Annotated in this window: 15 protein-coding genes; 3 read left to right on the forward strand and 12 right to left on the reverse strand. The window is 74.5% G+C overall.

Annotation, left to right across the window (positions count from 1 at the left end):
- Positions 1-61 precede the first annotated feature (61 nt).
- Together ACWCYY_RS01690 and ACWCYY_RS01695 are read right to left on the reverse strand one after the other, a co-directional pair.
- The gene (locus ACWCYY_RS01690; protein ID WP_380150494.1) at positions 62-433 is read right to left on the reverse strand and encodes a TipAS antibiotic-recognition domain-containing protein; all 372 of its coding nucleotides are present in this window, start codon (positions 431-433) and stop codon (positions 62-64) included.
- A 165-nt stretch (positions 434-598) separates the two neighbouring features.
- Positions 599-985 carry a VOC family protein gene (locus ACWCYY_RS01695; RefSeq protein ID WP_449794768.1) on the reverse strand — a complete coding sequence of 129 codons (387 nt, stop codon included), beginning with the start codon at positions 983-985 and terminating at the stop codon, positions 599-601.
- Between the two features lie 56 nt (positions 986-1041).
- Between ACWCYY_RS01695 and ACWCYY_RS01700 the strand changes: the two genes are divergently transcribed.
- Positions 1042-1674, forward strand: coding sequence for an AAA family ATPase (locus ACWCYY_RS01700; RefSeq protein ID WP_449794769.1), 633 nt, complete (start codon positions 1042-1044; stop codon positions 1672-1674).
- A gap of 2 nt (positions 1675-1676) precedes the next feature.
- Here ACWCYY_RS01700 and ACWCYY_RS01705 read toward each other — a convergent pair whose 3' ends face one another.
- From ACWCYY_RS01705 to ACWCYY_RS01715, 3 genes are read right to left on the reverse strand one after another with little or no spacing between them, the layout of a single operon-like run.
- Positions 1677-2234, reverse strand: a complete 558-nt coding sequence (locus ACWCYY_RS01705; protein WP_449794770.1) for a barstar family protein — start codon at positions 2232-2234, stop codon at positions 1677-1679.
- Between the two features lie 44 nt (positions 2235-2278).
- Complete coding sequence (locus tag ACWCYY_RS01710) at positions 2279-2467, reverse strand: hypothetical protein (RefSeq protein ID WP_449794771.1); 189 nt, start codon at positions 2465-2467, stop codon at positions 2279-2281.
- The gene (locus ACWCYY_RS01715; protein ID WP_449794772.1) at positions 2464-3198 is read right to left on the reverse strand and encodes a cobalt-precorrin-6A reductase; all 735 of its coding nucleotides are present in this window, start codon (positions 3196-3198) and stop codon (positions 2464-2466) included. The genes ACWCYY_RS01710 and ACWCYY_RS01715 overlap by 4 nt, the downstream gene beginning before the upstream one ends.
- Before the next feature lie 21 nt (positions 3199-3219).
- Here ACWCYY_RS01715 and ACWCYY_RS01720 point away from each other — a divergent pair, with 21 nt between their 5' ends.
- Positions 3220-4350, forward strand: a complete 1131-nt coding sequence (locus tag ACWCYY_RS01720; RefSeq protein ID WP_449794773.1) for a cobalt-precorrin-5B (C(1))-methyltransferase — start codon at positions 3220-3222, stop codon at positions 4348-4350.
- A 7-nt stretch (positions 4351-4357) separates the two neighbouring features.
- Here ACWCYY_RS01720 and ACWCYY_RS01725 read toward each other — a convergent pair whose 3' ends face one another.
- The 3 genes from ACWCYY_RS01725 to cbiE are packed head-to-tail and all read right to left on the reverse strand — an operon-like array spanning position 4358 to position 7549.
- A complete protein-coding gene (locus tag ACWCYY_RS01725) occupies positions 4358-5527 on the reverse strand; it encodes a hypothetical protein (RefSeq protein ID WP_449794774.1) in 1170 nt (389 codons plus the stop codon).
- A 22-nt stretch (positions 5528-5549) separates the two neighbouring features.
- Entirely contained in the window at positions 5550-6305 is a 756-nt protein-coding gene (gene cobM, locus ACWCYY_RS01730) for a precorrin-4 C(11)-methyltransferase (RefSeq protein WP_449794775.1), read from the reverse strand.
- Positions 6302-7549: a precorrin-6y C5,15-methyltransferase (decarboxylating) subunit CbiE gene (gene cbiE / locus ACWCYY_RS01735; RefSeq protein ID WP_449794776.1), complete on the reverse strand. Its 1248-nt coding sequence runs from the start codon at positions 7547-7549 to the stop codon at positions 6302-6304. The genes cobM and cbiE overlap by 4 nt, the downstream gene beginning before the upstream one ends.
- Positions 7550-8027: 478 nt before the next feature.
- On the opposite strand from cbiE, the gene ACWCYY_RS01740 reads away from it, so the two are divergent.
- Positions 8028-10088, forward strand: coding sequence for a glycosyl hydrolase family 18 protein (locus tag ACWCYY_RS01740; RefSeq protein ID WP_345281259.1), 2061 nt, complete (start codon positions 8028-8030; stop codon positions 10086-10088).
- Positions 10089-10152: 64 nt separating this feature from the next.
- Here the strand turns inward: ACWCYY_RS01740 and ACWCYY_RS01745 are convergent, their stop codons facing one another.
- From ACWCYY_RS01745 to ACWCYY_RS01760, 4 genes are all read right to left on the reverse strand, one after another.
- Positions 10153-10719, reverse strand: a complete 567-nt coding sequence (locus ACWCYY_RS01745; protein WP_449794777.1) for a hypothetical protein — start codon at positions 10717-10719, stop codon at positions 10153-10155.
- 68 nt (positions 10720-10787) lie between these two features.
- Entirely contained in the window at positions 10788-11057 is a 270-nt protein-coding gene (locus ACWCYY_RS01750; protein ID WP_345281257.1) for a metal-sensitive transcriptional regulator, read from the reverse strand.
- 118 nt (positions 11058-11175) lie between these two features.
- Complete coding sequence (locus ACWCYY_RS01755; RefSeq protein WP_345281256.1) at positions 11176-11940, reverse strand: bestrophin-like domain; 765 nt, start codon at positions 11938-11940, stop codon at positions 11176-11178.
- Positions 11941-12015: 75 nt separating this feature from the next.
- Positions 12016-12726 (reverse strand): hypothetical protein, encoded by a 711-nt coding sequence (locus ACWCYY_RS01760; RefSeq protein ID WP_449794778.1) that lies wholly within the window; start codon positions 12724-12726, stop codon positions 12016-12018.
- Positions 12727-12733: the final 7 nt, after the last annotated feature.

Here is a 12733-nt window from a genome sequence, read left to right on the forward strand (position 1 = left end):
GGGTGTGCCGGGACCGGAGTCCGGGCACGCCCGCCGAGCTGTCACGGCCCGCGCCGGACGGCTACGCCGGAGCCTCGGCGAACACCCTGATCGCGGCACCCATGAACTCCACCATCCGCGGGTGGTAGGAGTCGTGGAACGCCTTCATGGCCCCGTCCTCGGCGTAGAAGAGCGACATGCCGACGTACGCCTCCCTGGACGGGGTGTAGAACCGGCTGACGATGTCGAAGTGCCTGCGGACGAGCTCCTGAACCCGCGGGTCCCCGGGCAGGGCGCCGCCGTCGAGGACGGCCGTGATCTCCCGGTACAGGACGTCCCAGTCCTGGTGGACCCGCTCCCTGTCCACATGTGCCCAGTTGTCGGTTCCGGCGAGGCTCTCCGCCTGCTCCCGGGCCAACGACCGGCGGCACTCGTCCTCATAGCTGTCTGCCACGCATGGTTCCCATCGTTCGTCACCTCTCCGGTCGGTCCCGGGAGGCGGCCGGCCGTCGATGATCAACTGCCGGTCCAGGCCGAACGGTTGCACACCACCACCGGGGCGGCAATCCATTTCCCGCTCCCTCCGCGACCGGCCCCCGGCCGACCGGCCCCCGGCGGGCTAGCCGCTGTGTGCGGCGGCGCGGTCGGACTCGCTGCGCAGGACGCAGAACTCGTTGCCCTCCGGGTCGTGCAGCACCGCCCAGCCCGAGCCGTCGGGGTTGCGGCGGTCGGCGGCCATGGTGGCGCCGAGGGCGAGGAGGCGTTCGACCTCGGGGTCGCGGGAGTCGGTGGGGCGCAGGCAGAGGTGGACGCGGTTCTTGACGGTCTTGGGCTCGGGGACGGTGTTGAAGTAGAGGACCGGGCCGCCGTCCAGGACCACCTGGGTCTCGTGGTCGCCGGGGCGGCAGTCCGGGTCGACCGGACAGCCCGTCACCTCGCTCCAGAACCGCGCCAGTTCGTAGGCGTCCTCACAGTCGATCGCGACGTTCTGCACCACTGAGACCATGGGTGCGAGTCTTGCGGATCTTGGTCGGGGACGCCAGCCGGACGTACGCTCCGGGGATGCTCCTGTGGATCAACGGCCCCTTCGGCGGCGGCAAGACCCAGACCGCGTACGAGCTCCGGCGGCGGTTGGCGGGCAGTGTGGTGTGCGACCCCGAGCACGTGGGGTTCGGGCTGCACCGGATGCTGCCGCCCGCGCTGCGCGGGGACTTCCAGGACCTGCCCGCCTGGCGGCAGGGGGTCTTCGAGGTGCTGGACCGGGCGCTCGGGGAGCAGAGCGGGGTGGTGATCGTGCCGATGACGGTGGTGGAGCCCGCGTACTTCGCCGAGACCGTTGGGCGGCTGCGCGAACGCGGCCACGACGTACGGCACTTCGCGCTGCTCGCGGAGCGGGGGACGGTGCTGCGACGGCTGCGGGAGCGGGGGTTCGGGCACGCGGTGCGGCTGGTCGGGGGGAAGGACGCACCGCTGCGGCGGGAGAGCTTCGCGGTGTCCAAGCTGGACCTGTGCCTGGAGCGGTTGCGGGGCGAGGAGTTCGGCGAGCACCTGTGGACCGACCGGCTGACGGTGCCCCAGGTCGCCGACCGGATCGCCGCCTCGGCCGGGCTGACCCTCGCCCCGAACACCGAGAGCCCCCTGCGGGGCCGGCTGCGCCGCGCCTGGACGGGCCTGCGGCACATCCGCTTCGACTGAGCTCAGCCCGAGCCGGGCCAGTCCGGGCCGGTCAGGGCGGCGGTGAGGCGGCCGCCCGCCAGGTGGACGGTCACGTCCGGGTCGGTGGTCACCCGGGTGGCGAAGTCCTCGGCGGGGAGGTGGTCGAGGAGGAACACGAAGTGCAGGGGGAAGGCCGGCATGTCGTCCGGGAAGCCGTCGGAGTCCAGGCGGAGGTTGGCCCGCCAGGCCGCCTGGCAGAGCACCGAGACGAACAGGCCGAGGTGCTCCGACGTCAGTAGGTGATCGGCCCGGTCGACCAGCACCGCGACCGCCCGGTTGCCGTGCCAGGGCCCGTGCAGGTCGTGCAGGCAGTCCACCAGGGCCGCCCAGTTGTGGCCGAAGTACCCGGGGAAGGGCAGCTCCCGCGCGAACGCCCGGAACAGCGAGGCCGGCTCCAGCAGCTCCCGCCCGTCCAGCCGGAAGGCGAAGCCCCCCGCCGCCTCCAGCGCGGCCAGCCCCGCCGCCACCCAGGGATCCCGACGGGACGTCAGCACGACCCACGGTGAGCGGGTCTCGACCAGGGTGGGGGCGTCAACCATGGAGCTCATCCTCGCAGCCCGGACCGTGTTCCGTACCCGATCGGTCAGGCGGCGGCGAAGGCTGCCCGAGCCTGTTCGACAGTGGCGATGAGTTCTTCCAGGGGGCACTCCTGGCGGCCCATCACGATCGGCCTGAAGTCCTTGATCCGCCGTGCGGAGGAGAGGTACGCCAACGGGCGGACCGAGTAGCCGTCCACGGCGCTCCAGCCTGCTTCCAGGGGCGGCGTGCTCACAGGCCGGCCAGCCAGGTGAGGGCTGACGGGACGTCGGGGGCGGTGGGGAGGCCGGCCGGGGGGGCGGGGCGGCGGACGATCACGACGGGGAGGGAGAGTTCGCGGGCGGCGGCGAGTTTGGGGGCGGTGGCGGCGCCGCCGCTGTCCTTGGTGACCAGAACGTCGATGCGGTGGTCGCGGAGGATGCGGAGTTCGCCGTCGAGGGTGAAGGGGCCGCGGTCGAGGAGGACCTCGGTGGAGGCGGGGAGCGGGGGCTCGGGGGCGTCCACGGAGCGGGCCAGGAAGTGCAGGGGGGAGCCGGCGAAGGCGGCCAGGCCCTGGCGGCCGGTGGTGAGGAAGACCCGTCGGCCGAGCGAGGGGAGCAGGGCGGCGGCCTCGGCGAGGGAGCCGACCGGGTGCCAGTGGTCGCCGGGGACGGGGACCCAGCCGGGGCGGCGGAGGGCGAGCAGGGGAGTATGGACCTCGGCGGCCGCCTCGGCCGCGTTCCGGCTGATGGCCCCGGCGAAGGGATGGGTGGCGTCGATGACCGCGTCCACGTGTTCCGCCCGGAGCCAGGCGGCGAGCCCGGCGGGGCCGCCGAAGCCGCCGATCCGCACCTCTCCGGCGGGCAGCCGGGGCTGCGCGACCCGCCCGGCCAGGGAACTGGTCACGCGCAGGTCGGGCCGGGTGGCGGCGAGAGCGGCGGCCAGTTCGCGGGCCTCGGTGGTGCCGCCGAGGATCAAGATGTGCAACAGGACTCCAGGGGAACGTACGTGACTGGTGAGCGTAGTGGGAACGCCGAGGCCAAGGGCGGCCGGGAGGCGCAGCTGAAGAGCAGCGGGCTGCGGCACGGCTGGACCACCGGTGCCTGCGCCACGGCCGCCACCACCGCCGCGTACACCGCGCTGCTCACCGGTGAGTTCCCCGACCCGGTGACCATCACGCTGCCCAAGGGCCAGCGGCCCGCCTTCGCGCTGGCGGCGGAGCTGCTGACGCCGGGTCAGCGCGCGATGGCGGGGGTGGTGAAGGACGCGGGCGACGACCCGGACGTCACGCACGGCGCGCTGATCCGTTCCACGGTGCGGCACGGGGCACCCGGCAGCGGGGTGGTGTTCGAGGCCGGGCCCGGGGTCGGGACGGTCACCAAGGCCGGGCTGCCGATCCCGCCCGGGGAGCCGGCCATCAATCCGGTGCCGCGTCAGCTGATGCGCGATCACGTGGCGGAGGTGGCGGGCCGGTTCGGGGGCAGCGGGGACGTGGTGGTGCGGATCTCCGTCGACCACGGCGAGGAGATCGCCCGCTCCACCTGGAACCCTCGGCTCGGGATCCTCGGCGGGCTCTCCATCCTGGGGACGACGGGGATCGTGGTCCCGTACTCCTGCTCGGCCTGGATCGACTCCATCCGGCGCGGCGTGGACGTCGCCCGGGCGGCCGGCCGCACCCACGTGGCCGGGTGCACCGGCTCCACCTCCGAGAAGGTGGCGGTGGCGGTGCACGGCCTGCCCGAGGACGCCCTGCTCGACATGGGCGACTTCGCCGGGGCCGTCCTCAAGTACCTCAAGCGCCACCCCGTCCCCCGCCTCACCATCGCCGGCGGTTTCGCCAAGCTCTCCAAGCTCGCGGCCGGCCACCTCGACCTCCACTCCGGCCGCTCCCAGGTCGACAAGTCCTTCCTCGCCGACCTCGCCCGCCAGGGCGGCGCCGACCCGGCCCTGGTCACGGCCGTCGCCGAGGCCAACACCGGCCTCGAAGCCGTGCAGCTGTGCACCGCCGCCGGCGTCCCCCTCGGCGACCTGGTCGCCGCCCGCGCCCGCCGCACCGCCCTCGACGTCCTGGCCGGAGCCCCCATCGAGGTCGACGTCATCTGCATCGACCGCGCGGGCACCATCGTCGGCACGGCCTGAGGAGGCGTCAGGCCCCGGGCCGCCCGTGCTCTTCGGTCCACCGGCGGAGGTGCTCCAGCCGGGGGTTCCACCCGCCGTCCGCCTCGGAGTACGGGCCGAGGCGGCGGTACGCCTCGAAGGCCCGGTCGTCCTGGCGCATGGCGAGGCCGTAGCCGGCGCTCTCCCGGAGCTCGCGCTCGTCCTCGTCCAGCAGGGTCCAGAGGAGGTCGTTGATCTCCGGCCGGGGGTCCTCGGAGTGGGCGAGGGTCCAGGCGGCGGAGAGCCGGACCCGGAGGACCTGGTCGTGAAGCAGGGTCAGCAGGGGGGCCCAGTACTCCGGTGCGTGCTCCGGCCGGAGCCGGTACGCGGCGGCGTTGCGGACCCTCCAGTCGACGTCTCCGGCCAGGGTGAGCATTGCGGAAACCTCGGCAGGGGAGTCGGCATCGAGCAGGTCGGGCACCTGGCAGCGGACCCGCGCGTCCGGGTGCCCGGCGTACCGGAGGCCGATCGCTCCGAGCTCCTCGTGGGTCATGAGGCCGCAGACGAACAGGACGTCGGAGAGCACGCGGGGGTCGGCCTCCTCGCGCGCCCAGGCCACCAGCATCGCCGGGTCGTCCACGTCGTCGGCGACCGCCCGGTAGCCGAGCACCACCGCGAGGACCCGCCGCCGGGCGGGATCGGGGTCGGGGCGCAGCGCCAGCAGGTCCGCCCCGGTCTCCGGGTCCTGACGGCGGCTCAGCACGCCGCAGACGTTGACCAGGTCAGGGTGGTCGTCGCCCGGCTGCCGGACCGCGCGGGTGAGCAGTTCCTCGAACGGCGTGCGGACGTCGAACTCCTGCTCCAACCACGTCAGCACGGCCCCGTGCCCGGCCCGGACGGTCCGCCCGTCGAGCACGAGCTGCTGCACCTGCGAGCCCTGCTCGTCCTCGACCCAGGTGAACGCGCCGAGCGTGGCCACGTCCCGCGAGTACCAGCTCCGGGCCACGGCCAGCAGGTGCTCGCGCTGCTCCGGCGACAAGCGGTCGCGGGTCGCGCCGTCGAGCAGGGCGGACACCAGCAGCAGGGACCCCGATTCCACGGCGAGCCGTAGCGGGGTGACCCCGTCGGGGCCCGGAGTGAGCGGGTCGGCGCCCGCGTTCAGGGCGGCCTCGACGGCCGGGGCGTCGAAGGTGGTGATCGCGCTGGTCAGGTCGGGCAAGCGGAGTCCTTCGGAAGGGGCGTCAGTCGCAGGTGTGGGTGCGGTCGCGGTCGCTGGAGTAGAGGTGGCTGTCGCGGAACTGTTCGGCGCCGAGGGTGCGGCCGACCAGGATGACGGCGGTGCGGAGGAGGCCGGCCTCCTTGGTCTGGGTGGCGATGGTGGAGAGGGTGCCGCGCAGGACGAGCTCGTCGGGGCGGCTGGCCATGGCGACCACGGCGGCGGGGCAGTCGGGGCCGTAGTGGGGGAGGAGCTCCTCGACCACGGAGTCGACGTAGCGGGTGGCGAGGTGGAGGACGAGCAGGGCGCCGCTGCGGCCGAGGGTGGCGAGGTCCTCGCCCTCGGGCATGGGGGTGGCCTGGCGGGCGACCCGGGTGAGGATGACGGTCTGGCCGACCGTCGGGACGGTGAGCTCGCGCTTGAGGGCGGCGGCCGCGGCGGCGAAGGCGGGGACGCCGGGGACCACCTCGTACGGGACGCCGGCCGCGTCCAGGCGCCGCATCTGCTCGGCGACGGCGGAGAAGACGGAGGGGTCGCCGGAGTGCAGGCGGGCCACGTCCTGGCCGGCCTCGTGGGCGCGGACCAGTTCGGCGACGATCTGGTCGAGGTCGAGGTCGGCGGTGTCGACCAGGCGGGCGTCCGCAGGGCACTCGGCGAGGAGTTCGCGCGGGACCAGGCTGCCGGCGTAGAGGCAGACCGGGCTGGCGGCGAGCAGGCGCTGGCCGCGCAGGGTGATCAGGTCGGCGGCGCCGGGGCCCGCTCCGATGAAGTAGACGGTCATGCGGGGGCGTCCTCTCGGGAGACGGGCTTGACGACGGACCACTGGGTGACGGGCATGGCCTGGCGCCAGCCGGTGAAGCCGCCGACCGGGACGGCGTGGGCGACGGCGAGCTTGAGCAGTTCGCCGCCGTGGCGGCGGTACCACTCGGTGAGCAGGGCCTCGGATTCGAGGGTGACGGTGTTGGCGACCAGGCGGCCGCCGGGGGCCAGGGCGGCCCAGCAGGCGTCGAGCAGGCCGGGCGCGGTGAGGCCGCCGCCGATGAAGACCGCGTCCGGGGTGGGGAGTCCGGCCAGCGCGTCCGGGGCGGGGCCGGTGACCACCCTCAGGCGCGGGACGCCGAGGGCGGCCGCGTTGCGGGTGATCCGGCCGGAGCGGACCGGGTCGCGCTCGATGGTGACGGCCCGGCAGTCGCGGTGGGCGCGCAGCCATTCGACGGCGATCGAGCCGGAGCCGCCGCCGACGTCCCAGAGCAGCTCGCCGGGTGCCGGGGCGAGGGTGGCCAGGGTGACGGCCCGGACGTGACGCTTGGTCAGCTGGCCGTCGGTCTCGAAGGAGTCGTCGGGCAGGCCGGGGGTGAGGGTGGTGCGGGGGCCGTCGGGGGCGCAGTCGACGGCGATCACGTTGAGCGGGTCACCCGCCGGGTGCGGCCAGGCGGCGGCGGTGCCGTCGAGGTGGTGCTCGGCCGGGCCGCCGAGCTGCTCCAGGACGCGCAGGCGGCTGGCGCCGAAGCCGCGTTCGGTGAGCAGGGCGGCGACGGCGGCCGGGGTGGCGGCGTCGGCGCTGAGGACGAGGACCCGGCGGCCGGGGTGGAGGGCGAGGGTGAGCGAGTCGAGGGGGCGTCCGACCAGGCTGACCACCTCGGTGGACTCCAGCGGCCAGCCCAGGCGGGCGCAGGCGAGGGAGAGCGAGGAGGGGTGGGGGTGCACGGCGAGCCGCTCGGGGCCGGCCAGTTCGGCCAGGGTGCGGCCGATGCCGTAGTACATCGGGTCGCCGCTGGCCAGGACGGCCAGGCTTCCGGGGGCGTGCTCGGCCAGCAGGGCCGGGACGGCGGAGCGCAGCGGGGAGGGCCAGGCGATCCGGGCGGCGGTCACCGAGGCGGGGAGGAGGGCGAGTTGGCGCGGGCCGCCGAGCACGGTGCGGGCCTCGGTGAGGGCCGTGCGGGCGGCGGTGGTGAGGCCGTCCCAGCCGTCGGCACCGATCCCGACGACGGAGATCGGCGGCCCGGGGAGCGGGGCGGTGCTCAAGAGGTACTCCTCGGGGCTTCGGAGGCGGACGCGCCGAGGCGCGTCACGATCGGCCCGGGCACCCGGCAGCCTACCCGGGGCGTCGGGCGGGACGGCGGGGCGGTCGTCGCCAGGGCGCATGGCACCCGGCGCGGTCGCAGGTGTCGTGACCGGCCCCGTCGCGGAGCCACCCTCGGGGAGAGGCGGTGGGGCGGTGAGGTGAGGGGCCGGGGGAGAGTGCCGAGGTCGCGTGCCAAGGGTCGGTAAAGGATTGCCTGACGGGCCATCAGCGCCCTTGACGGGCCACTGGTCTAGTCCAACTATGGGCGATGTCCATCCGACCGGGACGCACTGTGGGGGTGTCAGATCCGGGCGGCGGGCGCGCACTGCCCTGCCCTTTTCCCCCGGACGCCCCCACACCCGCGTACGGCGACCGTGCCTCCCTGCACCGCCGTCCCGCCTCCCTTTCCGATGACCACACGTCTGCTGGAGAACCCCCATGCGCCCAGGTAGACCACTCCGTGCCCTGGTGGCCGCCTTCGCCACGCTGGCCGCCTCGGCCGGCCTGATGACGGCCGGCACCACCACCGCCCAGGCGGCCGCCACCCCACTGCCGGCCCGCGTCTTCGCCCCGTACTTCGAGGCCTGGACCGGGCAGAGCCCGGCCACCCTGGCCGCGCAGTCCGGCGCCAAGCACCTCACCATGGCGTTCCTGCAGACCGCCACCAAGGGGTCCTGCACGCCGCTGTGGAACGGCGACACCTCGATGCCGGTCTCGCAGTCCGTCTTCGGGGCCGACATCGCCACCATCCGCGCCAACGGCGGCGACGTGATCCCGTCCTTCGGCGGTTACACGGCCGACAACACCGGCACCGAACTGGCCGACAGCTGCACCGACGTCAACCAGATCGCGGCCGCCTTCGAGTCGGTGATCACCACCTACGACGTCAGCCGGATCGACCTCGACATCGAGGACAACTCGCTGACCAACACGGCCGGCATCGACCGCCGCAACAAGGCGATCAAGCTGGTCCAGGACTGGGCCGCCGCCAACGGCCGCTCCATCCAGTTCTCCTACACCCTGCCGACCACCACCAGCGGTCTGGCGGCCAGCGGCCTCAAGGTGCTGCGCAACGCGATCACCAACAACGCGCGGATCGACGTCGTCAACCAGATGACCTTCGACTACTACGACAACGCCGCGCACGACATGGCCGCGGACACCAAGACCGCCACCACCGGCCTCTACAACCAGCTGGCCTCGCTCTACCCGTCGAAGACCCCGGCCCAGCTCTGGGCGTCGATCGGCATCATCGAGATGCTCGGCATCGACGACTTCGGCCCGGCCGAGACCTTCACCGTGGCCAACGCCACCGAGGTCTACAACTGGGCGCTCTCCAAGGGCGTCAACACGCTCTCCTTCTGGGCGCTGCAGCGCGACAACGGCGGCTGCCCCGGCACGGCGGGCTCGGACAGCTGCTCCGGCATCCAGCAGGGCACCTGGGACTTCACCCGGATCTTCGCGCCCTACACCAGCGGCGGTACCACCCCGGCCAACGACTTCTCGGTGACCGCCTCGCCGGCCGCCGGTTCGGTGCAGGCCGGCTCGTCCACCACGGCGAGCATCGCCACCGCCGTCACCTCCGGCTCGGCGCAGAGCGTCGCGCTGACCGTGGCCGGTGCCCCGGCCGGCGTCACCGCGAGCGTCAGCCCGTCCTCGGTCACGGCCGGCGGCAGCGCCACGCTCTCGGTCTCCACCACGGCGGCCACCGCCCCGGGCACCTACCCGCTCACGGTCACCGGCACCGGCGCCTCCGGCACCCACAGCGCCACCTACACCCTGACGGTGACGGGCGGTCAGCCCGGCAACGACTTCTCGCTCGCGGTCAGCCCGGCGGCGGGCTCGGTGCAGGCGGGCTCGTCCACCACGGCCGCGCTCTCCACCGCCGTGACCTCCGGCTCGGCGCAGAGCCTGGCGCTGACGGTCACCGGCGCTCCGGCCGGGGTGACCGCCACCGTCAACCCCGGTACGGTGACCGCCGGTTCGGGCGCGACGCTGTCGATCGCCACCACCGCCGCGACCGTGCCGGGCAGCTACCCGCTGACCGTCAAGGCCACCGGCGCCTCCGGCAGCCACACCGCCACCTACACCCTGACGGTCACCGGCACCGCCCCGACCGGTCTGGTCAACGGCGGCCTGGAGACCGGCAGCCTGGCCCCGTGGAGCTGCCAGCCCGGCGGCGCGGTGGTCTCCACCCCGGCCCACAGCGGCTCGTACGCGCTGCAGGCCGCGGCCACCGGCTCGCAGAACGGCCAGTGCTCGCAGACCGTCACCCTGGCTCCCAACACCAAGTACACGCTGACCGGTTGGGTCCAGGGCAACTACTCCTACATCGGCGTCAGCGGCGGTGCCACCGCCTCCACCTGGACCCCGGGCTCGTCCTCCTGGACCAAGCTCTCCGTCCCCTTCACCACCGGCGCCAACGGCACCGTCACCGTTTACCTGCACGGCTGGTACGGCCAGGGCAGCGTCTACGGCGACGACTTCTCGATCGCCTGATCCACGGCACGGTCCCACGGGCCCGGTCCTCGGCAGCCAGCCGGGGCCGGGCCCTCCGTGTGCCTCAGGGCTTCTGAGTGGTGGGCACGAAGGGCGGCGGGTCCGAGGGGAGCAGGTGGTCCGTCGGGAAGGTCTGGGCCGGGCCCAGGGGCTGGCAACCGTTCCAGGTGGGGTACTGCCACGGCGGGCAGCTCGCGGGCCGGGTGCCGGCCACGGAGGGAGGCGGCAGCGGGGCCGGGGTGTGGGGCGGATGGGACTTCGAACCGCCGCCCGGGGTGGGAGCCGTGGTGCGCTTCGTCGTCGCGGACGGCGTGGCCGGGTGCGGGGTGGTGGTCGCCGGTGCCGGTGACGGGGCCTCGGCCTGGGGGGTGGGGGCGGCCGTCGGGCTCGGCGGGGGCTCGGCGGGGGGCGTCTCCGCCGGGGGCGGGGTGGCCGGGGCCGAGGGCGGGGCGGACGGAGCGCCGGCGGGGGCCGGTTCGGCGGCCGGCCCGGTGCCGTCCGGCCCGGAGAGCAGGAGGGCGGTGGTCAGCCCGATCAGGGCCGCCCCGGCCGCGGCGCCGAGCGCGAGCCGTCCGCGCCGGGCGCCCTCCGCCGTCGCCGGTGCCGCCGGTGCCCCGGTGTCCTCGTGCACGTGCTCCCCGCCCTCTGCCGGCCCCGCTGTTCGAATCGGCGGATGCTAGCAGGGGCGGGTGCCGGCGGTCAGGCGAGGGTGAGGAAGAGCTTCTCGAGCTCGGCCTCGGTCAGGGGCTGGGAGCCGTCCTCGGACTCGCCGTTGAGGCACTGGCGCATGCCGCTGGCCACGATCTTGAACCCGGCCCGGTCCAGGGCGCGGGAGACGGCGGCGAGCTGGGTGACCACGTCCTTGCAGTCGCGGCCGGCCTCGATCATCGCGATGACGCCGGAGAGCTGGCCCTGGGCGCGGCGCAGCCGGTTCAGCACGGCCGCCTGGGCCTCTTCTTCCACCTTCACCGGGCTCCTCCTCCGTGCGGCGGCGTGGACCGCCCAGGATACCCCAGCGGGTATGGCGGGAAGGCGGACGCCCGCCCACCCGGACGGGGGTGGACGGGCGCCGCGGCGACGGAGCGACTCAGTCGCCGATCCCCGGGAAGAGGTCGAGGAAGGGCTGCGCGGTGACGGACAGGCCCCGGCCGAAGGGGTTGTCGAAGTCCCAGATCAGGAAGAGCAGGAAGGCGATCAGCGCGCTGAACGCGGCCGCCAGGAACAACTCCCGCCCGGAGCGCCGGATCTGGAGGGTGAAGAGCAGGCCGACGGTGACCACGGCGCCCGCCACCAGGCCGAACCAGACCACGCCCGGCATGGTCGGCCCGGCGTTCTGGCCACGGGAGTTGCGCGCCTCGTCGGCGGCGGCGATCCGGTCCACCATCGGCTGGTAGTTCTGGTTCTCGATCTCGGTCTGCGGGGCGCGTTCGGTGACGGTGCGGCGCAGCTGGGCCAGCTTCTCGGTGCCCTCGGGGGAGAGGCTCTCGTGCTTCTCCATGTAGGACCACTCGGTGTCCACGATGAACGAGACGTAGCCGTTCACCTCGGCGCGCACCTTGTCGCGGTCGGCGGCCGGCAGCACCTCGGCCCGGGCGCTGACCTCGTGCAGCGCCTGGGCCTCGCGCAGCGCGTCGGCCTGGGCGGAGCCGCGGGCCTCCCAGACGCCCGCGATGGCCAGGCCGAGCACGATCGCGTAGACCACGCCGATCATCATCGTCATGTACTCGATGACGTCCGGCGTCTCGGACGGGTCGTCGTCCTCGCCGACCCGGCGTTGTCGCAGGACCACGACGGCCAGCACCACGGCGCAGACCGCGGCCATGGCGATGACGAGGGCCACCCACTCGGACATGAGGGAACTCCACTTCGGTGACCGGGACGGCTGTCCCGGTTGGGGACGGTCAGGGGGCTGTGGGGTGACGCTGGGTCAGCGGCGGCCTCGGCCGCCGCCACTGCCGCCGCGCGGGCGCAGGGCGCCGGCCGCCAGGACGGCCGGGACGGTGACCAGCAGCACCGTCCGGGTGGTCGGCATGCTGTTCCGCTCGGGCGGCTTGGCCGCCGCCACGGGCGCCGGCTTCCAGAACGACACCGTGGGCCGGGGGGCCGGTGGCGGTGCGGGCGGCGGCGGGGTGGTGGCCGGGGGCGGTGGCGGCGGGGGGACGACCGGCGGGGGCACGACCGCGCGGGACGGGGTCGGCTTCGGCGTCGGCTTGGGAGGCGGGGGCGGTGGAGGGGTGGGCTTCGGTGGCGGTGGCGGTGGCGGCGGAGGTGTGGGGGTCGGCGTCGGGGTGGGGGTCGGTTTGGGGGTCGGGGTCGGGGTCGGAGTGGGCTTCGGGGTGGGGCTGGGGCTCGGCTTGGGGGTGGGCTTGGGGCACGGGTGGTGGTGATGGTGGTCGTGGCCCTTGCCGTTGCCGGTGCCGAACTCGTACTCGAAGCCGACCTCCACCCCGACCGGGGCGAGGCCGACCCCGACCCAGTGGCACCAGCCGAGGTGCAGTCCGTTGTCGTGGGGGTCCCCGCCGCGGGAGGCGCCCGGGGCGGCCCCCGCCAGGGTGAAGCAGAGCGCGGTCGCGCCCAGCACGGTGGCGGCCCGTCGGAGCAGCCGGCTGCGGGGTGCCGTAGGGGAAGAGTCGCTCACGTGGAAG

It is taken from the genome of Kitasatospora sp. NPDC001664, assembly GCF_053596675.1.

Excerpts from the sequence above, each read along its gene's own strand:
- ACWCYY_RS01695 (WP_449794768.1), bottom strand. The coding sequence starts at position 985 with ATGGTCTCAGTGGTGCAGAACGTCGCGATCGACTGTGAGGACGCCTAC.
- ACWCYY_RS01700 (WP_449794769.1), top strand. The coding sequence starts at position 1,042 with ATGCTCCTGTGGATCAACGGCCCCTTCGGCGGCGGCAAGACCCAGACC.
- ACWCYY_RS01705 (WP_449794770.1), bottom strand. The coding sequence starts at position 2,234 with ATGGTTGACGCCCCCACCCTGGTCGAGACCCGCTCACCGTGGGTCGTG.
- cobM (WP_449794775.1), bottom strand. The coding sequence starts at position 6,305 with ATGACCGTCTACTTCATCGGAGCGGGCCCCGGCGCCGCCGACCTGATC.
- ACWCYY_RS01740 (WP_345281259.1), top strand. The coding sequence starts at position 8,028 with ATGCGCCCAGGTAGACCACTCCGTGCCCTGGTGGCCGCCTTCGCCACG.
- ACWCYY_RS01755 (WP_345281256.1), bottom strand. The coding sequence starts at position 11,940 with ATGTCCGAGTGGGTGGCCCTCGTCATCGCCATGGCCGCGGTCTGCGCC.